This window comes from Mesorhizobium sp. NPDC059054 (assembly GCF_042739215.1).
Taxonomy (GTDB): Bacteria; Pseudomonadota; Alphaproteobacteria; order Rhizobiales; family Rhizobiaceae; genus Mesorhizobium.
This window is the reverse complement of record NZ_JBHYHV010000001.1, coordinates 422,609-445,553: the sequence shown is the minus strand read 5'-3', so window position 1 is coordinate 445,553 and position 22,945 is coordinate 422,609. Positions and strand designations below refer to the sequence as shown.

The 22,945-nt window shown below is 62.5% G+C and carries 24 protein-coding genes; 10 read left to right on the top strand and 14 right to left on the bottom strand.

Annotated features, from left to right (window positions below; translation table 11 throughout):
• Positions 1-53: 53 nt before the first annotated feature.
• Both ACFWXH_RS02130 and ACFWXH_RS02125 read right to left on the bottom strand, forming a co-directional pair.
• Entirely contained in the window at positions 54-992 is a 939-nt protein-coding gene (locus ACFWXH_RS02130) for a DnaJ C-terminal domain-containing protein (protein ID WP_379117093.1), read from the bottom strand.
• Positions 993-1,077: 85 nt separating this feature from the next.
• Positions 1,078-1,545: an RT0821/Lpp0805 family surface protein gene (locus ACFWXH_RS02125; RefSeq protein ID WP_379117091.1), complete on the bottom strand. Its 468-nt coding sequence runs from the start codon at positions 1,543-1,545 to the stop codon at positions 1,078-1,080.
• Positions 1,546-1,581: 36 nt separating this feature from the next.
• On the opposite strand from ACFWXH_RS02125, the gene pdxH reads away from it, so the two are divergent.
• Together pdxH and ACFWXH_RS02115 are read left to right on the top strand one after the other, a co-directional pair.
• On the top strand, positions 1,582-2,199 hold the full coding sequence (gene pdxH, locus ACFWXH_RS02120) for a pyridoxamine 5'-phosphate oxidase (RefSeq protein ID WP_379117089.1): 618 nt from the start codon (positions 1,582-1,584) through the stop codon (positions 2,197-2,199).
• 194 nt (positions 2,200-2,393) lie between these two features.
• Positions 2,394-2,840: a BA14K family protein gene (locus tag ACFWXH_RS02115; RefSeq protein ID WP_379117087.1), complete on the top strand. Its 447-nt coding sequence runs from the start codon at positions 2,394-2,396 to the stop codon at positions 2,838-2,840.
• 117 nt (positions 2,841-2,957) lie between these two features.
• On the opposite strand, the gene ACFWXH_RS02110 is transcribed toward ACFWXH_RS02115, so the two are convergent.
• Positions 2,958-3,713, bottom strand: a complete 756-nt coding sequence (locus tag ACFWXH_RS02110) for a crotonase/enoyl-CoA hydratase family protein (RefSeq protein WP_379117085.1) — start codon at positions 3,711-3,713, stop codon at positions 2,958-2,960.
• A 26-nt stretch (positions 3,714-3,739) separates the two neighbouring features.
• Positions 3,740-5,509, bottom strand: coding sequence for an acyl-CoA dehydrogenase (locus ACFWXH_RS02105; protein WP_379117083.1), 1,770 nt, complete (start codon positions 5,507-5,509; stop codon positions 3,740-3,742).
• Between the two features lie 220 nt (positions 5,510-5,729).
• Here ACFWXH_RS02105 and ACFWXH_RS02100 point away from each other — a divergent pair, with 220 nt between their 5' ends.
• Together ACFWXH_RS02100 and ACFWXH_RS02095 are read left to right on the top strand one after the other, a co-directional pair.
• A complete protein-coding gene (locus ACFWXH_RS02100; RefSeq protein WP_054309056.1) occupies positions 5,730-5,945 on the top strand; it encodes a hypothetical protein in 216 nt (71 codons plus the stop codon).
• Between the two features lie 122 nt (positions 5,946-6,067).
• Positions 6,068-7,210 carry a glycoside hydrolase family 25 protein gene (locus tag ACFWXH_RS02095; protein ID WP_379118912.1) on the top strand — a complete coding sequence of 381 codons (1,143 nt, stop codon included), beginning with the start codon at positions 6,068-6,070 and terminating at the stop codon, positions 7,208-7,210.
• A 5-nt stretch (positions 7,211-7,215) separates the two neighbouring features.
• Here ACFWXH_RS02095 and arsC read toward each other — a convergent pair whose 3' ends face one another.
• Together arsC and purD are read right to left on the bottom strand one after the other, a co-directional pair.
• Positions 7,216-7,629 carry an arsenate reductase (glutaredoxin) gene (gene arsC / locus ACFWXH_RS02090; protein ID WP_379117081.1) on the bottom strand — a complete coding sequence of 138 codons (414 nt, stop codon included), beginning with the start codon at positions 7,627-7,629 and terminating at the stop codon, positions 7,216-7,218.
• The gene (gene purD / locus ACFWXH_RS02085; RefSeq protein WP_379117079.1) at positions 7,626-8,903 is read right to left on the bottom strand and encodes a phosphoribosylamine--glycine ligase; all 1,278 of its coding nucleotides are present in this window, start codon (positions 8,901-8,903) and stop codon (positions 7,626-7,628) included. The genes arsC and purD overlap by 4 nt, the downstream gene beginning before the upstream one ends.
• Positions 8,904-9,096: 193 nt before the next feature.
• On the opposite strand from purD, the gene ACFWXH_RS02080 reads away from it, so the two are divergent.
• Together ACFWXH_RS02080 and ubiA are read left to right on the top strand one after the other, a co-directional pair.
• Positions 9,097-9,636 (top strand): GNAT family N-acetyltransferase, encoded by a 540-nt coding sequence (locus ACFWXH_RS02080; RefSeq protein WP_379117077.1) that lies wholly within the window; start codon positions 9,097-9,099, stop codon positions 9,634-9,636.
• Between the two features lie 57 nt (positions 9,637-9,693).
• Complete coding sequence (gene ubiA / locus ACFWXH_RS02075; protein ID WP_379117074.1) at positions 9,694-10,677, top strand: 4-hydroxybenzoate octaprenyltransferase; 984 nt, start codon at positions 9,694-9,696, stop codon at positions 10,675-10,677.
• Between the two features lie 11 nt (positions 10,678-10,688).
• Here the strand turns inward: ubiA and ACFWXH_RS02070 are convergent, their stop codons facing one another.
• From ACFWXH_RS02070 to ACFWXH_RS02060, 3 genes are all read right to left on the bottom strand, one after another.
• The gene (locus tag ACFWXH_RS02070) at positions 10,689-11,255 is read right to left on the bottom strand and encodes a DUF6101 family protein (RefSeq protein WP_054309060.1); all 567 of its coding nucleotides are present in this window, start codon (positions 11,253-11,255) and stop codon (positions 10,689-10,691) included.
• A 181-nt stretch (positions 11,256-11,436) separates the two neighbouring features.
• A complete protein-coding gene (locus ACFWXH_RS02065; protein ID WP_379117072.1) occupies positions 11,437-12,861 on the bottom strand; it encodes an FAD-binding oxidoreductase in 1,425 nt (474 codons plus the stop codon).
• 9 nt (positions 12,862-12,870) lie between these two features.
• Positions 12,871-13,842 (bottom strand): L-threonylcarbamoyladenylate synthase, encoded by a 972-nt coding sequence (locus ACFWXH_RS02060; RefSeq protein ID WP_379117070.1) that lies wholly within the window; start codon positions 13,840-13,842, stop codon positions 12,871-12,873.
• 154 nt (positions 13,843-13,996) lie between these two features.
• Between ACFWXH_RS02060 and ACFWXH_RS02055 the strand changes: the two genes are divergently transcribed.
• Complete coding sequence (locus ACFWXH_RS02055) at positions 13,997-14,419, top strand: hypothetical protein (RefSeq protein WP_379117068.1); 423 nt, start codon at positions 13,997-13,999, stop codon at positions 14,417-14,419.
• Positions 14,420-14,477: 58 nt separating this feature from the next.
• On the opposite strand, the gene ACFWXH_RS02050 is transcribed toward ACFWXH_RS02055, so the two are convergent.
• Together ACFWXH_RS02050 and glyS are read right to left on the bottom strand one after the other, a co-directional pair.
• Entirely contained in the window at positions 14,478-14,750 is a 273-nt protein-coding gene (locus tag ACFWXH_RS02050) for a hypothetical protein (RefSeq protein WP_161808044.1), read from the bottom strand.
• A 145-nt stretch (positions 14,751-14,895) separates the two neighbouring features.
• A complete protein-coding gene (glyS, locus tag ACFWXH_RS02045) occupies positions 14,896-17,205 on the bottom strand; it encodes a glycine--tRNA ligase subunit beta (protein WP_379117065.1) in 2,310 nt (769 codons plus the stop codon).
• A gap of 203 nt (positions 17,206-17,408) precedes the next feature.
• Here glyS and ACFWXH_RS02040 point away from each other — a divergent pair, with 203 nt between their 5' ends.
• Positions 17,409-17,591: a hypothetical protein gene (locus ACFWXH_RS02040; protein ID WP_379117063.1), complete on the top strand. Its 183-nt coding sequence runs from the start codon at positions 17,409-17,411 to the stop codon at positions 17,589-17,591.
• A gap of 2 nt (positions 17,592-17,593) precedes the next feature.
• Here ACFWXH_RS02040 and ACFWXH_RS02035 read toward each other — a convergent pair whose 3' ends face one another.
• The 3 genes from ACFWXH_RS02035 to ACFWXH_RS02025 all read right to left on the bottom strand — a co-directional run bounded on the left by ACFWXH_RS02035 (position 17,594) and on the right by ACFWXH_RS02025 (position 21,772).
• Positions 17,594-18,538 carry a glycine--tRNA ligase subunit alpha gene (locus ACFWXH_RS02035; RefSeq protein ID WP_054309067.1) on the bottom strand — a complete coding sequence of 315 codons (945 nt, stop codon included), beginning with the start codon at positions 18,536-18,538 and terminating at the stop codon, positions 17,594-17,596.
• A gap of 173 nt (positions 18,539-18,711) precedes the next feature.
• Positions 18,712-20,478 (bottom strand): tetratricopeptide repeat protein, encoded by a 1,767-nt coding sequence (locus ACFWXH_RS02030; protein WP_379117061.1) that lies wholly within the window; start codon positions 20,476-20,478, stop codon positions 18,712-18,714.
• A 277-nt stretch (positions 20,479-20,755) separates the two neighbouring features.
• Positions 20,756-21,772, bottom strand: coding sequence for a polyprenyl synthetase family protein (locus ACFWXH_RS02025; protein ID WP_379117059.1), 1,017 nt, complete (start codon positions 21,770-21,772; stop codon positions 20,756-20,758).
• 153 nt (positions 21,773-21,925) lie between these two features.
• Here ACFWXH_RS02025 and ACFWXH_RS02020 point away from each other — a divergent pair, with 153 nt between their 5' ends.
• Together ACFWXH_RS02020 and ACFWXH_RS02015 are read left to right on the top strand one after the other, a co-directional pair.
• A complete protein-coding gene (locus ACFWXH_RS02020; RefSeq protein ID WP_379117057.1) occupies positions 21,926-22,150 on the top strand; it encodes a DUF2007 domain-containing protein in 225 nt (74 codons plus the stop codon).
• Positions 22,147-22,938, top strand: a complete 792-nt coding sequence (locus tag ACFWXH_RS02015) for a tRNA1(Val) (adenine(37)-N6)-methyltransferase (protein WP_379117055.1) — start codon at positions 22,147-22,149, stop codon at positions 22,936-22,938. The genes ACFWXH_RS02020 and ACFWXH_RS02015 overlap by 4 nt, the downstream gene beginning before the upstream one ends.
• Positions 22,939-22,945 lie beyond the last annotated feature (7 nt).

The window sequence follows — 22,945 nt, the reverse complement described above, 5'->3', positions numbered from 1 at the left end:
ATCGCCTGACCCAATCCTTTGGGCCAGGCGAATGCCGTCGCAGAAAGACGCGCTCAGCCTTGCTTCTTGACGAGTGCTTCCAGTTCCGGATCGCCACCTTCCGGCAGCATGATGCGGACATGAGCATAGAGATCCGCGTGACCACCGGCCTTTTCCGGCAGCCCGCGCCCTTTGATGCGAAGCACCTTGTCGGAACTCGACCAGGCCGGCACGTTAAGCGCGATACGACCTGTCGGGGTTTCGACCGCCACCTTGGCGCCGACAACCGCATCGTGCAGCGACACCGGGAGGTCGGCGTGCAGATCGCGGCCCTCAACGCGATAGCGCGGGTGGCGGCGGAACCTGACCTTGACCAGCGCATCGCCCGGCTGACCGTAACCCTGCTCCCCCTGGCCCTTGAGACGGATCGTCTGGCCGTCTTCCACATAGGTCGGCAATTTCACAGCGATCTTGCGACCGTCGGGGAAGATGGCCGTCACCTTTTCGGCGGTCGCGGCTTCCTCGATCGTGACATCCAACGTCACGTTGATATCTCCGCCGGCCGGCGCCTGCCTGCGACGCTCACCACCCGTTCCACCCATGCCCGCGCCGCCCGGACGCTGCTGGCTGAAGGCGTCGCCGAATATCTGACTGAAGATGTCGCCGGCGCCATCCCCGAACGGACCACCGCCGGACGAACGGAATTCGAAATGCGATGCACCTGGCCCCTGCTGGCGACGGAAACCGGCGAAGGGATCGCCGCCGGCGTTCTCGAAGCCCTGGAAGCGCGGCTTGCCATCAGCATCGATCTCGCCACGGTCGAAGGCCGCACGGGCCTTTTCGTCGCCGAGAATCTCATAGGCCTGATTGGCCGCGGAAAATCGGTCCTTGGCCTTGGGGTCATTCGGGTTCTGGTCCGGGTGGTGCTTCTTGGCGAGTTTCCGAAACGCCGACTTGATGTCCTTGGACGAGGCGTTCCTGGCAACTCCCAGCACCTCATAGGGGTCGCGCATCAATCCTGCTCATCGAATGGGTAAATTCAGAGTTGTTTCCTATATGCGCCTTGATAGGAAGAAATTCCAGTGGCGGCGGGGAAAATCAGAGCGCCTTGAAATCCTGCGTCTTCCACGCACCGGTTGGCGTCATGCAAATCGACCCCTTGTACATAGTCACGCCATCATAGCTTTCACGCGAAACGTCGAACTGGCGGCAGCGCCCCCTGATTGTGTCACCGGTCTCCGCCAGCGCGGTGATGGCGCCACGCGAGCCGGTGGCGGAATTGGCCCAAGGAACGGCCTGGTTGGCCAGGCCCTGCAAATCGGCGGAAGACGCGGCGTTGCGGATCGTTGTCTCGTCGGAAGCCATACCGGCATCGGTATTGGTGCTCGCGCCCGAGGAAATCGAACCCGTGACGATGGAACGGTCGACCTCGGCCTTTTCCAGACTGAAGCCACCCGCGCCACAGCCAGCAAGGACAAGCAACACACAGGGTGCCGCCGCCCTGAGACAGGACGAAACGAAAGTGCCCACTGGCCGGCTGTCAAAACGGTGCGCGATGCGCGACAATCGGCAAATCCTCGGCCAGTTCACATCGGAAAAACTATGAACGAGACAGTCTTAACAACAGGTGACTTTACAGAGAGCGCGGAGCCTTTCCGGCTGTTCGCCGCCTGGTTGGACGATGCCTCCAAGTCCGAACCCAACGACCCCAATGGCGTGGCACTGGCCACCGTCGACGCCGACGGCATGCCGGACGTACGCATGGTGCTGCTCAAGGGATTCGACGAGCACGGATTTGTCTTCTACACGAATTTCGAAAGCGCCAAGGGCCGCGAGATCCTGGGCAATATGAAGGCGGCGATGTGCTTCCACTGGAAGTCGCTGCGCCGCCAGGTGCGCGTGCGCGGACCGGTCGAGATCGTCTCCGACGCGGAAGCCGATGCCTACTACGCATCACGCCCACGCGGTAGCCGGATCGGCGCCTGGGCCTCGAAGCAGTCACGCCCGCTGGAAAGCCGATTCGCCCTGGAAAAGGCGGTCGCGGAATACACCGCCCGCTATGCCATCGGCGACATTCCGCGCCCCAAGCACTGGTCCGGCTTCCGCATCCTGCCGCAGACGATCGAATTCTGGCACGATCGCCCCTTCCGCCTGCACGACCGCATCGTGTTCAGCCGCAACACCGAAGGCAGCTGGAACAAAAACCGCCTCTATCCTTAATCGGCGGCCGGCGGAGCGAATCGACTAAGCGCCGGGCCTGTTCGCGTCACACGCAAAAAGACGCTCGGCACCTTGATTTGGCGCTCCGGTTTGTCCTGACATTACAAATATTTAATGGAGGCGTTCAGTTTCGGTTCACGCCTGCACTGCGAAGCTCGTCGCGTCCGAAGTTTTCAACCGAAACGAGGAATGCGATGAAAAAGCTTCTTTCTACCCTTTGCGCGGCAGCGACCGTGCTCACCAGCGTCGCCACTTCGGTGACACCCGGCCAGGCTGCTCCAATGCCGAGGCCAACCGTCGAAACGAGCAGCGACATCATGCAGGTACAGAACCGGCGTGGCTTCTATCGCAACGGCGACCGTTATTACTACAACGGCCACCGCGGCTACCGCCACGCACGGCCGGGCTGGAAGCGCCACAATGGCGTTTGGTTCCCGCCAGCAGCCTTCATTGCCGGCGCCATCATCGGCGGCGCGATCGCCAATCAGGGTCGGCCCGCCTATCGTCCGGCCTATCCGGTGCGGCTCAGCAACGCGCATGTGCGCTGGTGCTACGACCGCTACCGCTCGTACCGCGTGTCGGACAACACCTTCCAGCCCAACTACGGGCCGCGCCAGCAGTGTATTTCGCCCTACCGGTAAGCAGACAATCTATTGTCTACGCATCGGCCCGAAAATCGGAATCGATTTTCGGGCCGATGCGTAGATTCAACGTGGATCCAAAGTCAGGCTGTCTTTGCGCTCCGATGTACTGCGCGGTCAGCCTGCCTTCTTGCGGTTCATGAAGGCCACGAAAGCGGCGCGAGCCTCGTCGGACTTGAGGCGCTCGCCGAAGTGCCGGCCCTCTTCCTCGATGCGTGCGACGATTTCCTCGCGCGAACCCAGCATCAGGTCCCGTGCGATCTTCAGCGCCTCAGGCGGCTTGGCCGCAACCTCCTCGGCCTTAGCAAGCACCGCCGGCTCGAGAGTGTCCTCCGCAACGATCGCGTAGATCAATCCAGCGGCCTTGGCGCGTTCTGCCGAGAAACCCTCACCCAGTCCGAGCAGCGCGAACGCATCCTGACGGCCGACGATGCGCGGCACGAGCAGGCTGGATGCGGCTTCCGGCACCAGGCCGAGATCGACGAAAGGCGTGCGGAAGATGGTGCGCGGTGTCGCGAAGGTCAGGTCGCAATGCAGGTTGAGCGTGGTGCCGATGCCCACCGCAATGCCATCGACCCCCGACAGCAACGGCTTTTGTGCCCGCGCCAGAGCCAGGAGAAAGTCCCATACCTCGCGGCCACCCTCGCCGCCGGTGGCAACGGTCAGGAAGTCGGCGAGATCATTGCCAGCTGAAAAAGCACCAGGCAGACCGAAGAAGACGGTAGCGCGTACCAGCGGATCGGCATCCGCCTCGGTAAGCGCCGCCGCCATCGCCGCATACATAGCGCGTGTCAGCGCGTTCTTCTTGTCGGCCCGGTTCATGCGGATGACCTGAACCGCGCCCCTGCGCTCGACTACGATGTGATCCGTCACGCTTTTCTTCCTTCGTTGTAAAATGGTCAGGCCGAGATCAGCGCCTTGCCGGCTTCGGCCAGGCTTTCAGCGCCACCGAGCACGCGTTCCTTGAGCGCGGCGGTCTCGCCCAGCATGTTCTCGGCAAAGAAGCGGCAAAGCGGCAGGCGCTGCTCGGAGACGAGCGCGCCACGCGCCAGATAGGCACCGCCGGCGGCAAGCGAAATCAGCCTGAGATAAGGCGTGGCACCGGCAAGGACTGCTTCCTGCTCGCCATCGGCCAGGCGCGCCTGCAGGAAATTCGTCGCTTCCGCGAGATCGGCCAGCGCGCGGTCGAGCAGGGCGGCCGTGCGGCCGAAACCGGGACGGTTCGATGCGCGCACATCAGCGGCCACCGCCTTCAGCTCATCGATATAGCCGTGGACATGCCGGCCATCGCCCAGCGGCAGCTTGCGCGTCACAAGGTCGATCGCCTGGATGCCGTTGGTGCCCTCATAGATCGGCGCGATGCGGGCATCGCGATAATAGGCTGCAGCCCCCGTTTCCTCGATGAAGCCCATGCCGCCGTGGATCTGAACGCCGAGCGAAGCGACATCGACGCCGGCATCCGTGGAAAAGGCCTTGGCCAGCGGGGTGAGCAGATTGGCGCGATCGCGCCAATGACTGGCCGCCTCGCCTTCCGAGACATGCGCCATATCCAGCGCATGCGCGCAGGAATAGCTGATCGAGCGCGCGATCTCGGTCAACGCCTTCATGCTAAGCAGGTTGCGCTGCACGTCGGCGTGATGGACGATCGGTGCCATACCATTGCCGGCATAGCTGGCCGCCTTGCCTTGCCTGCGTTCATTGGCATAAGCGAGTGCCTTCTGGTACGCGGCTTCGGCCACCGCCACGCCCTGCATGCCGACAGCGAGACGGGCATTGTTCATCATGGTGAACATGCAGGCGAGGCCCTTGTTCTCCTCGCCGATCAACCAGCCGATGGCGCCGGCCGCAGCATCACCGAAGCCGTCACCGTAAATCATGGTGCATGTGGGCGAGGCATGGATGCCGAGCTTGTGCTCGATGCCGGAGCAGAACACATCGTTGCGGACGCCAAGCGAACCGTCGTCGTTGACCAGGAACTTCGGCACCAGGAACAACGAGATGCCGCGCGTGCCGGCCGGCGCGTCAGGCAGGCGCGCCAGCACCAGATGCACGATGTTGTCGGTGAAATCGTGCTCACCATAGGTGATGAAGATTTTCTGGCCAAAGATGCGGTAGGTGCCATCTCCAGCCGGCTCGGCGCGGGAACGCAGAGCCGCAAGATCGGAACCCGCCTGAGGCTCGGTCAGGTTCATCGTGCCCATCCATTCGCCTGATACCAGCCTGGCGAGATATTTTGCCTTGAGCTCATCGGAGGCATGTTTATGCAGCGCCTCGACCGCGCCCATGGTGAGCGTCGGGCCGATGCCGAAGGCCATGGCGGCCGAGTTCCACATTTCGAGCGCAGCAACCCCCAGCATGGTCGGCAGCGCCTGGCCGCCGAACTCCTCAGGCGCCGACAGGCCGTTCCAGCCGCCTTCGATCCAACGGCGGTAAAGATCCTTCCAGCCGGCGGGCATGGTCACGACGGCATCCTTCAGCACCGCGCCGGTCTCGTCGCCGATCTTGTACAGCGGCGCGACCTCGTCGGTTGCGAAGCGACCCGCCTCTTCCAGCACCGCATCGACCAGATCCTCGCCGAGTTCACCGAATGCCCCGGCATCGAGAGCTGGCTTCAGCCCGGCGACATGTTTCAGCGTAAAGGCGATATCTGCGACCGGTGCCCGATACATGCCGTCTCCTCCTCTGCTACCGCCCGATCCTGCCGCGTGCCGCTATTGCAATGCAACAGTGCGATGGTGCAACGCCGATAAATATACTTTTACGTAAACGTCAAATTTTGTCACGTGGATTTTGCAGACATTCGAATAGCCCCTGCCGCGAAGGCGATACAGGCTTAGGCCTGACATTTTCACTGCTGCAGGTGTAAGAACACTGCAAAGGAGCACTCGAATGCTGGCCGGACCCGACGCCTTTCGCTGCATCGAATGCGGCCTGCCTTATCGTGACGAAGGGTTTCACTACCATAGCGGCAGGATCGAGCATGGCGCGGCCTATTGGTCGGACCGTGGCGTTTTGTGCTCGCCGCAATGTTCGCTTGCCCACTACCGGCGCCGCGAAGCCGAGGGCACGCTGCCGGAGAAACCAGCGCCGGATCCGTTTATCTGATAGCAGGCTCAGCCAAGAGACGATCTCGCCGGCAAAAACCGTTCATTAACCATAGCCGTTCAGGATCGACGGTTATTGAGCGGGATACGCCCTTGAACGGCCGCACGCGACAGTTCTTCCGCATGACGACGCTGGCAGCGGGCCTGGCGGCGCTGACGGGTGTGGCCGCGGCATCTGACTTTTCCGAGCCATGGAAAAAAGAAGACCGCGCGCTGGTCATCGACGCTTATGAATACAATCCCATCGACTGGAACGCTCTTGCTTCCGACAAGCGTATTGTCGGCTTCATCAACAAAGCCTCGGACGGCATACCACCACCTTACTCCTGCAACGGAACAGAAACCGAGCAGCGGCTCTGCAAGGCTCTATGGAAGCGCCATGCCGTGACGCGCGAACTGTTCCAGACGCGCAAGGTGGTTGCGAAGGCACTGGGGCTGGAATGGGGAGCTTATCATCTCGCCCGTCCCGGCAACCCGGTCGAGCAGGCCGACAATTTCGTCGATTTCGCCGAGCCCGGACCCGACGACCTGCTTGCGCTCGATATCGAAGACAACGACCCCGAGAAATGGATGTCGCTGGAGGATGCCGAAGAGTTCGTGCGGCAGGTGCACCGCCGTGTCGGTCGCTTCCCGATCCTCTATACCAATGAGGTCACGGCCAGCCATATCGCCGCCAACCGCTATCGCTATCGGCTCCTGTCCCGGCTGCCGCTCTGGTATGCGCGCTACAAGCCGGAGGTCGGCGCCAGCTTTCCCAAGGGCCACTGGAGCGGGTATGCGCTTTGGCAGTTCGCCGCGCAGGCCAATTGCGGCCGCCTCTCCTGTCCCTATCGCGCTGCAGGCACGCCCAACGACATCGACATCAATGTCGCGCCGATGGATGCGGCCGAACTGCGTAGCCAATGGCCCTTCGGCGCCCTCATCGACGTGCCGGTCGACTATCTGGCAAGCGTGCCGGTACCGCTGTCACGAGAGGCCGGCATGCGCGGAGAACGCGTCATCTATGCCGCGGTCGCTGCGCCACCAACGTTAGACGAACTGGGGGCTGCGCTGAAGGCGCGCTGGGTTGCATTGCGCAACGCCTTCCGCCGTCCGCCTTTGCTGGTGGCCAAACAGATGCGCGGCATTGCCGGCTATGTAGCCGCTGTCAGGCAGAAAACTCAGGCCGTACTGGTGTCGCAGGGCACGCCACCGCCTGGCATCGATCCTGTTGCAACAGGATCGATCAAGCCGGCCAGGGCCACCACCACGCTGGCAGACCGCTGATCGTTCTAACGGCGGACGGAGGTGTGCACCACCTCGCCGTCCTCCTTGACGAAATCACCGATGTCGGGATTGGCGAGCACTTCCAGCACACGCTCAGAAGGTCGGGCCAGGACGACGCCCTTTTCCGTCACCACGATCGGACGGTTGATGAGGACCGGGTACTCCATCATGAAATTGAGGATTTCCTCGTCGCTGAAGCGCGGATCGTAGAGCCGCAACTCCGCATAGGGCGTATCCTTCTGGCGCAGCAGCTGCTTTGGCTTCATGCCCATGAGGCGGAGCAATTCAACCAGTCTGCCGCGCGACGGAGGCGTCTTCAGATATTCGATGATCTCGGGCTCCTCGCCGGAAGCGCGGATCATGGCCAGTGCGTTACGCGAGGTGCCGCAGCCGGGATTGTGGTAGATGGTGACGCTCATCGCCCCTCTTCGCGCTCGACCGCACGCCAACCGATGTCACGGCGGCAGAAGCCTTGCGGCCAGTCGATACGGTCGACCGCGGCATAGGCGCGCTTTTGCGCCTCGCCCACGGTACCACCGGTGGCCGAGACATTGAGTACGCGCCCGCCATTGGCAACCAAGGCGCCCGCATTGACCGCGGTGCCAGCATGGAAAACCTCGGCGCCCTCGGCGCGAGCCGCATCGATGCCGCGAATGACCGAGCCCTTTTCCGGCGCGCCTGGATACCCGGCCGCCGCCATCACCACGGTAAGCGCTGCCTCATCTAGCCAGCGCACCGACATGTGACCGAGCTGACCATCAGCGGCGGCATTCAGCAGCACGAGCAGATCGTCCTTCAGCCGCATCATCAGCACCTGGCATTCGGGATCGCCGAAGCGGGTGTTGTATTCGATCAGCCTGGGTCCCTGATCGGTGATCATCAGCCCGGCAAACAGCACACCCGCGAAAGGCGAACCGAGTTCGGCCATGCCGCGCATGGTCGGTTCGATGATTTCGCGCATGGTGCGATCGACCACTTCAGGCGTCATCACGGGTGCCGGCGAATAAGCGCCCATGCCGCCGGTGTTGGGGCCGACATCGCCGTCGCCGACGCGCTTGTGGTCCTGCGCCGTTCCAAAGGGCAGCGCCGTCGTGCCATCGCACAGGCAGAAGAAACTTGCCTCCTCGCCGGTCATGAATTCCTCGACAACCACTTCGGCGCCAGCACTGCCGAAAGAGCCGTCAAAACAGGCGCTCAGCGCGTCCAGCGCCTCCGGCAGCGTCATAGCAACCGTAACGCCTTTGCCCGCAGCCAACCCGTCGGCCTTGATGACGATCGGCGCCCCGACCTTTTCGACATAGGCGCGCGCTGCCGCCAGATTGTCGAAACGACCGTAAGCGGCGGTCGGGATGTTGAAGCGGGCGCACAGATCCTTGGTGAAGCCCTTCGATCCCTCCAGCCGCGCCGCCGCCTTGGATGGCCCGAAAACGCGGATGCCGGCGGCGCGCAGATCATCGCCGATACCGGCGACCAATGGCGCTTCCGGACCGACAACGACGAGATCGATCTTCATGTCGCGGCAGAAGGCGGCAACGGCAGCATGGTTGGCGATGTCGAGCGCGACGAGCTCCGCCTGTTCGGCGATGCCTGGATTGCCGGGCGCAGCATAAAGCCTGGTGAGCAAAGGCGAGGCAGCGAGCTTCCAGGCCAGCGCGTGTTCGCGCCCACCGGAACCGAGGAGAAGAACGTTCATGTCGGAAACCTCGCCCATCCGTATAGCCAGCTCTGGCTATTGGCGATGACGCGACAGGTCAAGGCGAGATCACCCATATCAACCGCTACGGCATTGCCGGCTGGCAGACGGCTGCCTATCTGCGACCCGAAGAGTCTTCAACTTTTTGCTTCGCCGACCTTCGGTTCGGGGCCATGCTGCTGCAGGATTTGTCATGACCGTCACCATCGAACGCGCCGCCCCCCTCCTCTTCGACGCGGCCGGCAAAGCCGACTTCAGCTTCGAGGTCGATGCCTATCTGGAACCCACCTTCGGCACACCGGTCTCCGAATGGCGGCGCATTCCGACCGAACCCTATGTGAAAAGCTACGGCAAGACCGACGAAGACGGCGGAGAATGGGACGAGGACAGCGCCTTGTTCGTCGCCATGCTGGACGACGCGCCCGTCGGGCGGCTTTCGGTCACCCGCAACTGGAACGGCTATGGCTTGCTCGACCATTTCGGTGTCGACCGCCAGCATCGCGCCGGCGGTATCGGCAACCGCCTGTTCGAGCAGGCCAAAAGCTGGGCGCGGGAGCAAGGCCTGCCCGGGCTTTCACTGGAAACCCAGAACAACAACCTCACCGCCTGCCGCTTCTATGAACGGCAGGGTTTCCAGCTCGGCGGCATCGATCGCTTCTTCTATCGCGGACTTCATCCCGGCACCCGCGAGATCGCGCTGTTCTGGTACCTGCCGTTCGCGCCACAAATCTGAGCTGGCGGGACACCATGTCTGCTTGACGCCCACGCCGCGGCCTGCCACTCCAAGCCCATGGAAACCATACAGTCGAAATCGGCCCAGGGACGTGTCGCCGACGCGCCCAGCGGGCACTGGGTCTATCGCGTGCTGCCGCGCTGGGTATGGCCCTACGCTCAGCTCGCGCGCTGGGACCGGCCGATCGGCTGGCAATTGCTCCTGTGGCCATGCTTGTGGTCGGCCGCCCTTGCAGCCAGTGCCTATGCCCGGCCGGAAGACAGCCTGCTTTCGCTCCTGCCACTGCCCTCGACGCTGATCCTGTTCCTGCTCGGTGCGATCGCCATGCGCGGCGCCGGCTGCACCTACAACGATCTCGTCGACCACGACATCGACAATCAGGTGGAGCGTACCCGCTCACGCCCGCTGCCATCCGGCAAGGTCAGCCGCAGGCAGGCCTGGACCTTCCTCATCCTGCAAGCTCTCGTCGGGCTGGTGGTGCTCGTCCAGTTCAACGGCTTCGCCATCCTGCTCGGCATCTGCTCGCTCGCGGTCGTGGCGATCTATCCATTCATGAAGCGCTTCACCAACTGGCCGCAGTTCGGGCTCGGCCTCGCTTTCTCGTGGGGCGCGCTGATGGGCTGGGCAAGCGAGTTCGCCGATCTCGATGCACCGGCCTTCCTGCTTTATATCGGCTCGATCCTCTGGGTGATCGGTTACGACACCATCTATGCCCACCAGGACAAGGAAGACGACGCCATCGTCGGCGTGCGCTCCACCGCCCGCCTTTTCGGCGAACACACCAAGTCCTGGCTAGCCGGTCTCTATGCCGGCGCGCTGATGTGCTTCGCCGTTGCCTTTGCCTCGGCGCAGGCGCCAGTCGTGGCGCTGGCGGGCTTGATCGCCGCCGGCGCGCACATGGCCAGGCAGATCGTGACGCTGGACATCGACAATCCGGAGCAGTGCCTCAAGCTGTTCAGATCGAACAACCAGGTCGGCTGGCTGATCTTCATCGGCCTGATCGGCGGAGCTGTCTGGGTGGCGGTGAAGCCGCTGCTCTAGGCCACTTCTTTCTACTCTCGCGCGATAATCTCCTCGCCGCCGATGACCAGCCTGAGGCCGAGGTCGCCGGTGCGGCGGCGGGCCAGGAAGCGTGGGCGGCGGGTTGTGGAGATGCGACCCTTGCGGCGTGCGCGCGGCGGCTGCGTCTTGATCGCGGCACCAAGCGACTCTTCCAGCGTACGGGCGACGCCATCCGCCTCGACCAGCAGCATCGGCAGGCCGAACGCTTCCGCCCAGGCACGCCAGTCGGCAGCGATGTCGTCGAGGTCGTCGGCAACCAGCAACGGCACCGACAACATCGGATCCGTGTGCAGCAGTTCCAGCGTCACCGTGACATTGCCGTCCTCGTCCTCCATGGCGCGTGCGGCAACGCCGCTGAACGCCTTGGCCGGGAGGGCGATAACGACGGGCATGCCGCTCATCTGCAGCTTGCGGCGCATGATGGCGCCGCGCCGATCGATGGTGAGGGTGATGTCGCCAGAATCGTCGCGGGCGGCGTAGCTCACCACCTGCGGCAGGCGAAACGGGTCGAGGCGCATGTTGCGCCCAGCCCAGACTGGCTTCAGTCCGGTGTTCATGGATGCCTTCCTGTCTCTCCTGAGAGCCGGGTATCCCGGTCTTCTCCGTGCGGGTTTTCCCGCCTCGTTATGGGGAGAGACTAGCGGCGGCTCCTTACCGGCCCGCTTAAAAAAGTCGGTTAAATTTTGCTGATCTTCCAGATGGTTATCGGAATCCCACCAGCCAGGACTTTCGAAACGATCAGATAACCTTACCGGGATTCATGATTCCGGCGGGATCGAAAGCAGTCTTCACCCGGCGCATCAGGTCGATGGCCATCGGCGGCGCCGTGGCGATCAGTTCGTCGCGCTTCAACTGGCCGATGCCGTGCTCAGCCGAAATGGAGCCGTTCAGCGAACGCACGACATCGTGCACGGCCTTGTTCATGGGGCGGTAGAGATCGAGGAAGGTCTTGTCGTCGCCGTCGACAGGCCGGGAGATGTTGTAGTGCAGGTTGCCGTCGCCCATATGGCCGAAGCAGACGACACGGGCGCCGGCACTGACCGAGGCCACAGCCTTGGCGGCGCTTTCGATGAAGGTAGGAACCGCGGCGATCGGCACGGAAATGTCGTGCTTGATCGAAGCGCCTTCGGCCTTCTGCGTTTCCGGCAGCGTTTCACGGAAGTTCCAGAAGGCATCGGCCTGGCCAAGGCTAGCGGCAATCACCGCGTCATCCGCAAGGCCTTTTTCCAGCCCCTCCGACAGGATGTCCTCGATCAGCGCCCTGGCGTCCTCGGCAGAGCGGCCGGAGGAAACCTGCATCAGCACATACCAGGGCCAGTCATCGGCTAACGGGCGGATCACACCGGCGCCGTGGCGCAGCGTGAAATCGTAAGGTGTCCTGGCGATCAGCTCGAAGGCAGTCAGCGCCGGGCCGGCGCGATCTTCCGCCAGATTGAAAAGATCGAGAGCTGCTTGCGGCGACGACAGGCCGACAAAAGCGACTTCGCGCCCCTTCGGCTTCGGAAACAGCTTCATGACGGCGGCGGTGATGACACCCAGCGTGCCTTCGGCACCAACGAACAGGTTCTTCAGATCGTAACCGGTATTGTCCTTCTTCAATTTGCGCAGATCGTCGAAGACCTCGCCGGTCGGCAGCACGACCTCGACGCCGAGGCAAAGCTCTCGCGTGTTGCCGTAGGCGAGAACGCCCGTGCCGCCGGCATTCGAAGAAAGGTTGCCGCCGATCTGACACGAACCCTGGGCGGCCAGCGACAGCGGAAACAGCCGGTCTGCGGCATCGACCGCTTCCTGCAGTGTCTGCAGGATGACGCCGGCTTCGACAGTTGCCGTGTTCGACTGCACGTCGATCTCACGAATGCGGTTCAGCCTCGACAGCGAAAGCACGATCTGATGCCCGGAAGCATCCGGCACCTGCGCACCGACCAAGCCGGTATTGCCGCTCTGCGGCACGATCGGAGTGCGCGTTTCGGTGGCAAGCCGCAGGATGCGGCTGACTTCCTCGACGCTGCCGGGCCGCAGCACCAGTGGGGTGTGGCCATGCCACAGCCCACGCCGCTCGATCAGGTAAGGAGCGATGTCGGCCTGATCGCGCAACGCATATCTGTCGCCAACGATATCGGCAAAGCGCTGGAGAAGGTCAGGCGAAAGATCGGTGTCGGTCATGGCCAAGGACTAGGTCTCCACGAGAGGTTTGTCACGCGGTGCTGCGGCGCGCGCGAGCCGATCGTTGATCGCCTCGCCGAGCCCATCCTGAGGCACCGGTTCGACGGCAATGACCGCAGCGCCCGAGCGGTCGAGTGCCTGCATGAAAGAGAACAGATTGGCGGCAGCCTCGGTGAGATCGCCACGCTCCGACAGGTTTTTCACGGCAACGGCATCTTGCCAGCCTGCGGTGCGTTTCGGGCCAAAGGCAAGCAGCGCCTCACCTTTCACTATCCTGTCGACGCTGAGCCGCATTGCCGCGCCCGGCGCATAGTGCGAGGCCAGCATGCCCGGAGCCTGGATGCCCACGGCACCGCGCAGGAGCAGAACACCAGCGACGGCCTCGATGTCGGTCGCAGCGATACCGCCGGGACGCAGGAGGCGCAGGCCTCCCTGCTCCACCTTGACGATGGTCGATTCCAACCCGACGGGCGTTGCGCCGCCGTCGACGACAAGCTTTATGCGGGCACCCAGGTCATCCGCCACCGCACGCGCGGTCGTGGCGCTGATCCTGCCCGACGAATTGGCCGACGGTGCTGCCAAGGGGCGACCGAGGCGACGAATCAGTTCGCCCCCGAACCCCTTGGGCATACGCAGCGCGATCGTATCCAGACCGGCGCTCACCAGCGGGTGGATGCCGGCTTCCTGGCGCAACGGCAACACGAGGGTCAGCGGCCCCGGCCAGAAGGCTTCGGCCAGCCTGCGCGACAGCGGGTCGAAAATCGCGATACGCTCGGCCATCGCCATATCGGCGACATGGGCAATGAGCGGGTTGAAACGCGGCCGGCCTTTGGCTTCAAAGATGCGTGCAACTGCCTGGCCGTTGGTGGCGTCGCCGGCGAGGCCATAGACGGTCTCGGTCGGAATGGCGACGACCTCGCCGGCTTCAAGCAAAGCCAGCGCCGGTTCCAACGCTTCGGATGCAGGTATGATCTCGGCCACGGTCACAATCTCTTTCGAAGCGGCTGCGTAATACGCTGCGCAGCCGCGGGCAAGCCTCAAGCGCGATCGCTAAAATGCCCGTGACCGCCGTAAGCCGGCATCAAGACGATTGCCCTAAAGTGCTGAATGGGAAAATCGGGCAAGGGATATTTTCATGCGTGGCATGGTGATGGCATTTTTCGGCCTGTGCATGGCAGGCACCGCACAGGCATCGTCACTGGTCTATTTCAGCGATACCGAACCGGCGTCGACACCTTCGGTGGTCGCGCCCGCAGCAGCCGGACACGACGTGGATCCAAGTGTGCAATCGGCTGTCGGTCAGATATGGGGTGCTTCAGTCGTTCTGGCGGGTGAAGCCGAGATGCCGGTGACCCAAGAAAAAGTTTCGGCCATTCCGGATCGAAGCGGGCCGGCACGTGCGACGATGGTGATCCGCGATGGTGTGGTGGGCGCTGCATTGCCGCGTCACATGGCCAAGCCGGCGGCGGCAAACGGCAAACAACCGGCAACGGAAGTGTCCGCAAAAGCCGGAAAGGACGGGCCGGCGGAAGAATCGATACCCGACGCGGCGCGCTAAAAACCAGCCGTCCGGGGGCAGGACGGCAGCAACCGCCCTGCCCGCGCGGCAAACCGGCTCAGGCCGCTGCCTTGGCTTCGTCTTCCTCGCCGTCGTCCTCGTTGTCCGACTCTTCATCCTCGGCGGTCTCTTCGCCGTCCTCGGATTCATCTTCATCGTCGGACTCGTCTTCGGCTTCCTCGCCGTCGTCGTCCTGCTCGTCTTCGTCGTCCGAAAGCACGACCTCGTCGTCATCACGGGCTTCGAGTTCGTATTCGGGAGTTGCTTCGAGCAGCGCCTCGTCAGAGGCCAGGGTGTCTTCAATCATTTCGGGTTCGGCAACGAATGTCATGAAAGCCTCCGTGGGTTCGAGTGAACACCCGATTTGTCCCATGCAGACATCATCGCCATATGACTGTAAGCCGGCTCGGCCGGCTGTTTTATAAGCCTCTGAAATGCCTGATAGGAGTGCCTGCAGGCACTCCTATTTTCCGCTATCAGCCGGCGATCTTCGAGAAATCGGCGACACGATCCGTGGCGGTGCGAATGCGCGAAAGCAGCGCCAGACGGTTCGCCCGCACAGCGGCGTCTTCGTCATTGACCAGCACCTTGTCGAAGAAGGTATCGACCGGCTCGCGCAAGGTGCTCAGCGCCACCATGGCGCCGGAAAAGTCTTCCCTGCCAATGGCTTCGCCGGCCTGAGCTTCGGCCTGACCGATCGCACCGAACAGCTTTTTCTCCGCCTCTTCACGAAACAGCGCCGGGTCGACAGCGGCGGCAACCGCCGTGCCTTTCTTTTCCTCCGCGGCGAGGATGTTGGCGGCGCGCTTGGTGCCGGCGAGCAGGTTCTTGCCGTCCTCGGTCTCAAGCAGCTTGCCTAGCGCTTCGACGCGATTTGTAATCTCATACAGATCATCATTTTCCCGAAGGGCAAACACAGCATCAATAAGGTCGTATCGAGCGCCACTGTCTTTCAGCATTACCTTCAGTCGGTCGCCAGCAAATTCACGAAACTGTTCCGAGACAAAATTCTTCAAACTGTCCAGTTCGTCATCGTCCATCGCAATCTGATCAATCTTGCTGACGACATCTTCAACCGCGCCATCAAGCCGCTCCTCAGAGATTAATGTCCCTAAAAACCGTCGGATAGCATTTCTCAGAAATGCAGATTTTCCTGTAATTTCAACATGTTCAGCAGAGCGAAGTGCAGCTCTGAGCCAATTGTCGAGCGGAAGGCGGATCCGATTTTCTAGGATGATCCTGATCACGCCCAACGCAGCTCTTCTCAAGGCATAAGGATCTTTGGAGCCCGTTGGCTTTTCATCGATGGCCCAAAAGCCGACCAGTGTGTCGAGCTTGTCGGCCAGTGCCACCGAAACCGAAACCGGATCTGTCGGCACACGGTCAGACGGGCCCTGGGGTTTGTAGTGTTCCTCGATTGCCGCCGCAACGGAACTGTTCTCACCCTGCAGAAGGGCATATTTACGCCCCATCACGCCTTGCAGCTCCGGGAACTCGCCGACAACTTCAGTCTGCAGGTCGGCCTTGGCCAGAACCGCGGCGCGTTCAGCTAGTGTCGGATTTGCTCCTACAACGGGCGCGAGTTCACTCGCCAATTTTCGGATGCGCTCAACGCGCTCGCCCTGCGTGCCCAGCTTGGCATGGAAGGTGACATCGAGATGGTCGAGCCGTGCCATGCGCTGGTCGAGCGGCTTGCTGAGATCGAGGGAGAATTTTGCCGCCGAGCTCTCCAAAGCGCCGAGATCCGGCAGATCGCCCTGGTCGGTGTTCCAGAAATAGAGCGCGTCCGACAAGCGTGCGCGCACCACCTTGCCGTTGCCGTGCGCTATCTCGGCACCGCCGTCCTTCGCCTCGATGTTGGCGGTGAGGGTGAAGCGGTTGGAAAGGTTTTCCACCTCGCCCTGCGGTCGGGTGACGAAACACTTCTGATTGGCGCGAATGGTCAGGCGGATCACCTCAGGCGGGATCGCCAGGAAAGCCTGTTCGAACTCACCGATCAGCACGACTGGCCATTCGACCAAGCCCGAGACTTCCTCGAGCAACCCTTCGTCCTCGACCAGGTCCAGCCCATTGGCGAAGGCCAGGTTGCGGGCATCGGCCAGGATGATCTCCTTGCGGCGTTCGGCGTCGATGACGACCTTGGCTGCCTCAAGCTTCGCCGCATAATCGTCGAAGCGCTTGACCGTGATAGCGCCGGGCGCATGGAAGCGGTGACCGTAAGTGACGTTGCCGGAGCGGATGCCGTCGATTTCGAAATCGACAACCACCGGCTCTTCGGTTTCCGGGCCGAAGGTGCAGACGATGGATTGCAGCGGCCGCACCCAACGCAGCGCGCCAGGCTTTGCCGAGGCCGGACCCCAGCGCATCGACTTCGGCCAGGGGAAACCGCGGATGATTGCCGGCACCAGTTCGGCGATCACCTCTTCCGCGGCGCGGCCTGGCTTGGAGATGTGGGCAACGTAAAAATCGCCCTTTTTCGGATCGGCATGGACATGCGCGTCAGCGACAGAGGCCAGGCCTGCCTTGCGCAGGAACCCCTGGATCGCCTGTTCCGGCGCCTTGGTGGACGGGCCCTTGATCTCCTCGTGCACATCCTTGGAGCGTGCGGTGAGCCCGCGGATGTCGAGCGTCAGACGGCGCGGCGTCCAATATTCGCGCGCCGCCTCATAGGTGAGACCCGCCTCGACCAGACCGTCGGTCAGCATCTTCTTCAGGTCACCCGCAGCTTTTCGCTGCATGCGGGCGGGAATCTCTTCGCTGCGAAGTTCAAGAAGCAGATCGGGCATGGTCGGTCTCAAACGGGAAAGCTGGCGCGGCAATAGCAAGTCGCCCGCGCGCTGTCACCCTTCGCGCGAAACAACAGGCCGATGAAAATTTCGACGGCATGTCGGGAAGCGGCCCACTCACCCGTCCTAGGAGCACAACGACATCATCGAAACACAGCGCTGAAGCGGTCGACGCTCAGACGGGAAACTATTGGCTGAAAACCATGAGAACGGCATCGACATTGCTTCAGGTCATCGCGCTCAGCGCCTGCTTCGTCAATCAGGTCGAAGCGCCAGCCGAATTCCGGATGCCCGGCGTACGCCAAGCCTTGAAAACCATCGCCGGCCCGGATCGCCAGTCGCTTTTCGCAGCAATCGTCGACGCCGAGCTGGTCGACGAGATGTAAGGTCAGGCGGCCAGCCCACCAGCCTCGGTCAGCAGGAATGCCTCGCCGCAAGCCTTGGCCAGATTGCGCACGCGCAGGATGTAGCTCTGGCGTTCGGTGACCGAGATCACGCCGCGCGCGTCGAGCAGGTTGAAGACGTGGCTGGCCTTGATGCATTGATCATAAGCCGGGAACACCATCCTGTGCATGGCGACATTGGCGTTGGCGCCAGGCGCGCCGGCGTCCAGCAACGCCTTGCACTCGGCTTCCGCATCCTCGAAATGGCGCAGCAACATGGCCGTATTGGCATGCTCGAAATTGTGCCGCGAATATTCCTGCTCGGCCTGCAGGAAGACCTCGCCATAAGAAACGCGCTCCGGTCCTTCCATGCCGTTGAAGTTCAGGTCGTAGACGTTGTCGACGCCCTGCACATACATGGCAAGCCGCTCCAACCCGTAGGTCAGTTCGCCGGCGACCGGCGCGCATTCAATGCCGCAGACCTGCTGAAAATAGGTGAACTGCGACACTTCCATGCCGTCGCACCAGCACTCCCAGCCGAGCCCCCAGGCGCCCAGCGTCGGACTTTCCCAATCGTCCTCGACGAAGCGGATATCGTGCAGCAGCGGATCGATGCCGATCGCCTTCAGCGAGCCGAGATAGAGCTCCTGCAGGTTCGACGGATTCGGCTTCAGGATGACCTGATACTGGTAATAATGCTGCAGTCGGTTCGGGTTCTCGCCATAGCGGCCATCCTTCGGGCGACGCGACGGCTGCACATAGGCGGCATTCCAGCGGCGCGGTCCGAGCGCACGCAGTGTCGTGGCCGGATGGAAGGTACCTGCCCCCACTTCCATGTCGTATGGCTGCAGGATGACGCAGCCATGCGCAGCCCAATAGTTGTGCAACGTCAGGATCAGCCCCTGGAACGAGCGCTTGGGGTCCAGATTGGCGGGAAGTTCGGCGGTCACGGCGGCCTCGACAGGGAGCTGCAGGATGCGCCACTCCCTAGTGCCGAGGGGGGAAGGCGTCAAGGCGACGAGCCAACTACAAGACACTGGAAGTCAAAGAGACGATGCGATCGGAACAGTGCCACTCTTGGAAGGCCCGTACGAGGCCCTCCAATTCGCTGTGCCGAACCAACTCAGCCCTTCGGGGCTATCGGCTTGGGTTTCGGCGCTTCCTGGGCGGTCTTGTTCTCGAGCGGCGGCAGGCCCTTGAGCAGTTTCTGCTCGACAGAGGCCAGCACATCGGGCTCGGGCTTCAGGTCGCGCGCATGGCGCCACTGGAAGGTCGCTTCCAGTTTGCGGCCGACACGCCAGTAGACGTCGCCCAGATGGTCGTTCAGCACCGGATCTTCCGGCTTCAGCTGCACGGCGCGCTCCATTTCGCGCACGGCATCGTCGTAGCGGCCAAGCTTGTAGTACGCCCAGCCCAGGGAATCGACGATGTAGCCGTCGCTCGGCCGCAATTCCGCGGCCTTCTTGATCATGTTCAGCGCTTCCTTGAGGTTGGTGCCCATGTCCACCCAGGAATAACCCAGGTAGTTCAGCACCTGCGGCTGGTTCGGATAGAGCTCCAGCGCCTTACGGAAATTCGGCTCGGCCTTCGGCCACTCCTTGATCCGTTCATAGGCGATACCGCGCTGATAGAAGATGTTCCAGTCAGCCTTGGTCGGCGTTTTCAATACCGCGACCGCCTTGTCGAAGAGCTCCGCGGCCGATCGGAAATCCTGCTTGGAAGCGTAAACGCCGCCCAGAGCCAGATAACCGCGCATGTCTTCCGGATTGGCCTCGACGAGAACCTTCAGTTGCTTGATCGCTTCGTCATTGCGGCCGAGATCGGCCAGGTTCAGGCCGGTCTGCAGCTCCGAGACTTCCTTCAGCGGCGAGGAAGCGGGGATGCGGCGGTAGAAATCGATGGCGCGATCGCCGTCCTTCAGTTGCTCGGCCACAGCGGCCAATTGCACCAGAACCACGTCGCTGTCGGGCTTCAGTGCCAGCGCATATTCGAGATACAGACGCACGAAAGGTTCGCCGCCACCGCGGTTGAGCGCGGTGGCAAGGTTGAGCAGAATCTCGGATGAGCCTTCCGACGGATTCGCAACCAGCGGCTCCGGCTTCTCGCCCTTGCTGATCTTGTCGCGCAGCGAGACGATCTCGATCTTGCCCGGGCCGAACTCTTCCGCCTGTTTCAGCACCGAAAGCGCCTTGTCCTTGTCGCCCTTGCGGGCAAGGAAGGTTGCGTAGGCCTGCGCAGCACGCATCCAGGTTTCAGGTGCGGCTCCCCCGGCAGATGTGTTGCCGATCGCCTCGGCGTATGCGGCGTCAGCCTTATCGCTCTGCCCTGCCGCGTCGGCGATCAGCGCCCGATGATAGGCCTTGAACAGGTCGAACCATTCCGGCCCTTCCAGCTTGCCGACATAGTCCATGGCGTCGGTGCCCTGGCCGGCACCCTGCATGGCCCAGCCGGTCATGACGCCACAGATCAGCTTGTCGAGATCCGCGCCAAGCGAAAGCTTCAGCCAATACTGCGCCTTGGCGAAGTCCTTCTTCTTGAAGCTGTCGACCGCCAGCGCCAGACGTGAGAAGCGCTCGATGTCCGGCACTTCCTTCAGCTTGTCGGCATAGGGCAGCGATTCCTCGAAACGGCCCTGGGCGATCAGTGAGAGCATCAGGCTCTGCTGAAGCTGCGTATCCTCGGGCGCGAAGGCCAGCGCCTGCTTGTAATAATTGATGGCGTTGTCGAGATCGTTGTCGTTTTCGGCGACCCTGGCCGACAGATAGGCACCGGAAAAGGAGTTGATTTCGACAGGTGCCGATGCCTGCGCAGCGAACCCGAACTGCGTCTGGGCCGCAAGGCCAGCGAGAATGGCCAGGCTCGAAAGCCAGCGAGCACGTCTTTGCCGCATCGTATTCCTTTCTGGCGGGCGCCTCCCCTGCTCAAGCGGGGATCGCCAAGAATCCTTCTTTCCGGCAAAGCATGGCCTTTTTGGGGTCGCGCATCAATCCGGATCGCGGTCACAATGCGGACATCGCCTTAACAAAGCATGGCTGCCGGTGAGGTCGCTCGTACTGAGGAATGGCTGCCGCGCCGGCGATCGTTGCATGCGGTTACCGCGCTTACCATGAAATAAATCACGTGAGGCGCTGTTTGCAGCCTTCAGGGCCGTCAATTCGACCGTTAGCTCAATTCACGCGGCTGATGCAGAAATCGATGACGTCGATCAGCGCTGTCTTCTGAGGGGTTTCCTCAAGCGGCGCCAGCGCATCGCGGGCGATCTCGCCGAAATGGCGGGCGCGGCCAATCGTGTCGGAGATAGCGCCATGGCGTGTCATCAGACCGATCGCCTTTTCGAGACCGGCATCGTCAGCCACGTTCTCCTCGATGGCGCGCTTCCAGAAGGCTCGCTCGGTCGAGGTACCTCTCCGATAGGCAAGGATCACCGGCAGCGTCACCTTGCCTTCGCGGAAATCGTCTCCGACATTCTTGCCGAGGTCCTTCGAGGAGCCGCCATAGTCCAGCGCATCGTCGATAAGCTGGAAGGCAAGCCCGAGATTCATGCCATAGGAACGCAGCGCGGCACGATCGGTGCGCGAAGCTCCCGCGATCACCGGACCGACCTCGGCCGCGGCCGCGAACAGCGCGGCGGTCTTGGCCTTGATGACAGAGAAATGCTCGTCCTCGGTGGTGTCGAGATTCTTGGCGGCAGCAAGCTGCATGACCTCACCCTCCGCGATGATCGAAGCTGCCGAGGAGAGGATATCGAGCGCATCCAGCGAGCCGACATCGACCATCATGCGAAAAGCCTGGCCGAGCAGGAAGTCGCCGACCAGCACGCTTGCCTGGTTGCCCCAGATCATGCGCGCCGTCTTCTTGCCGCGCCGCATGCCGCTTTCGTCAACCACATCGTCGTGCAGAAGGGTGGCGGTGTGCATGAACTCGACGCTGGTCGCCAGCTTGACGTGACCATCGCCGGAATATCCGAACATCTGGGCCGCGGCGAGCGTGAGCATTGGTCTCAGCCGCTTGCCTCCCGACGAAATCAGGTGATTGGCAACCTCCGGGATCATCTGCACGTCGGAGCCGGCCTTAGAAAGGATCAGTTCGTTGACGCGGCCCATATCCGACGCCGTCAGATCAATCAGGTCCTTGATCGAAGCAGCTTCCCGCTTTCCGCCTTCAAGGTTGAGAACAACACCCACGCCAAAACTCCCGTCCGCCGCGCCACGCACGCTGCCTTGATTGGACTCTAGCGGCGCGAGCGCATACGGCAAGTGGCGAATTGGCGCGGATTGCGCAAGAGGGTGCTCGAGCAAACCGTTTACATCGTTGATCCAAGCTGCGATTTTGCCGCCATGATCGAGCTCATCCGCACTAACGATGCCGTTGTCATCTCCTTTGTCGAATCGCTGATGCGCGATGCCGGCATAGGCTTTCTCACCGCCGATCAGAACATGAGTTTGCTGGACGGTTCGATCGGCATCCTGCCTCGTCGCATACTGGTCGATGACGAGCAGATCGAGGAAGCCCGCCGCATCCTCACTGACGCCGGTATCGCCCACGAAATCCGCCGGACATGACAGCGGCTGAACCGGCGGCCGCACCCAGGCATACGATCGACGCCTTCCATCGCGGCCGCTTCTGGCTGGTGCAACCGGCCGATGGCGGACACCGCGCCGGCATGGACGCCATGATGCTGGCCGCCGCCGTACCGACAGGTTTTGCCGGGCTGCTTGCCGATTTCGGCGCCGGTGCCGGTGCTGCCGGGCTCGCCGTTGTTTCGCGTTGCGAGGGCGCAAAGGCGACCTTGGTCGAACGTTCGCCCGAAATGGCGGCCTTCGCGGAAGCATCCCTGGCACATCCAGCCAACCAGCATCTCAGCGACCGGGTGACAGTGCTGCGCGCCGACGTCACGCTGACCGGCAAAGAGAGAGGAGCTGCCGGGCTTCCCGACAACCGATTCGACTTCATCATCATGAATCCGCCCTTCAATGCCGGCGAGGACCGCGCGACGCCCAATGCGTTGCGGCGCGAGGCGCATGTCATGGCAGACGGACTGTTTGAAGACTGGGTGCGTAGCGCCGCCGCCGTGGTCAAGCCGCGTGGCGGCATCGCGATCATCGCGCGGCCAGAATCCCTGGCAGCGATCCTCGAGGCCTTGGCCGGCCGTTTCGGCAACGCGGATATCGTGCCGGTGCATCCGCGCGCCGATCAGCCGGCCATCCGTATCGTCGTCCGTGGCTTTCTCGGCGCGCGCGGCAAGCTGGCGTTAAGGCCGCCGCTCATCCTGCACGAGGCCACTGCCAAAGGTCTTTTGCCGCGGGCCGACGCCATCAGCAACGGAACCGCCACGCTTTTCGGAGATTGACCTTCAT

What these genes read in the sequence shown, in the direction of transcription:
- ACFWXH_RS02130 (WP_379117093.1), bottom strand. Translation starts at nt 992, where the DNA reads ATGCGCGACCCCTATGAGGTGCTGGGAGTTGCCAGGAACGCCTCGTCC.
- pdxH (WP_379117089.1), top strand. Translation starts at nt 1,582, where the DNA reads ATGAACGAGACAGTCTTAACAACAGGTGACTTTACAGAGAGCGCGGAG.
- ACFWXH_RS02115 (WP_379117087.1), top strand. Translation starts at nt 2,394, where the DNA reads ATGAAAAAGCTTCTTTCTACCCTTTGCGCGGCAGCGACCGTGCTCACC.
- ACFWXH_RS02105 (WP_379117083.1), bottom strand. Translation starts at nt 5,509, where the DNA reads ATGTATCGGGCACCGGTCGCAGATATCGCCTTTACGCTGAAACATGTC.
- ACFWXH_RS02100 (WP_054309056.1), top strand. Translation starts at nt 5,730, where the DNA reads ATGCTGGCCGGACCCGACGCCTTTCGCTGCATCGAATGCGGCCTGCCT.
- ACFWXH_RS02095 (WP_379118912.1), top strand. Translation starts at nt 6,068, where the DNA reads ATGACGACGCTGGCAGCGGGCCTGGCGGCGCTGACGGGTGTGGCCGCG.
- arsC (WP_379117081.1), bottom strand. Translation starts at nt 7,629, where the DNA reads ATGAGCGTCACCATCTACCACAATCCCGGCTGCGGCACCTCGCGTAAC.
- purD (WP_379117079.1), bottom strand. Translation starts at nt 8,903, where the DNA reads ATGAACGTTCTTCTCCTCGGTTCCGGTGGGCGCGAACACGCGCTGGCC.
- ACFWXH_RS02080 (WP_379117077.1), top strand. Translation starts at nt 9,097, where the DNA reads ATGACCGTCACCATCGAACGCGCCGCCCCCCTCCTCTTCGACGCGGCC.
- ubiA (WP_379117074.1), top strand. Translation starts at nt 9,694, where the DNA reads ATGGAAACCATACAGTCGAAATCGGCCCAGGGACGTGTCGCCGACGCG.
- ACFWXH_RS02070 (WP_054309060.1), bottom strand. Translation starts at nt 11,255, where the DNA reads ATGAACACCGGACTGAAGCCAGTCTGGGCTGGGCGCAACATGCGCCTC.
- ACFWXH_RS02065 (WP_379117072.1), bottom strand. Translation starts at nt 12,861, where the DNA reads ATGACCGACACCGATCTTTCGCCTGACCTTCTCCAGCGCTTTGCCGAT.
- ACFWXH_RS02055 (WP_379117068.1), top strand. Translation starts at nt 13,997, where the DNA reads ATGCGTGGCATGGTGATGGCATTTTTCGGCCTGTGCATGGCAGGCACC.
- ACFWXH_RS02050 (WP_161808044.1), bottom strand. Translation starts at nt 14,750, where the DNA reads ATGACATTCGTTGCCGAACCCGAAATGATTGAAGACACCCTGGCCTCT.
- glyS (WP_379117065.1), bottom strand. Translation starts at nt 17,205, where the DNA reads ATGCCCGATCTGCTTCTTGAACTTCGCAGCGAAGAGATTCCCGCCCGC.
- ACFWXH_RS02040 (WP_379117063.1), top strand. Translation starts at nt 17,409, where the DNA reads ATGAGAACGGCATCGACATTGCTTCAGGTCATCGCGCTCAGCGCCTGC.
- ACFWXH_RS02030 (WP_379117061.1), bottom strand. Translation starts at nt 20,478, where the DNA reads ATGCGGCAAAGACGTGCTCGCTGGCTTTCGAGCCTGGCCATTCTCGCT.
- ACFWXH_RS02020 (WP_379117057.1), top strand. Translation starts at nt 21,926, where the DNA reads ATGATCGAGCTCATCCGCACTAACGATGCCGTTGTCATCTCCTTTGTC.
- ACFWXH_RS02015 (WP_379117055.1), top strand. Translation starts at nt 22,147, where the DNA reads ATGACAGCGGCTGAACCGGCGGCCGCACCCAGGCATACGATCGACGCC.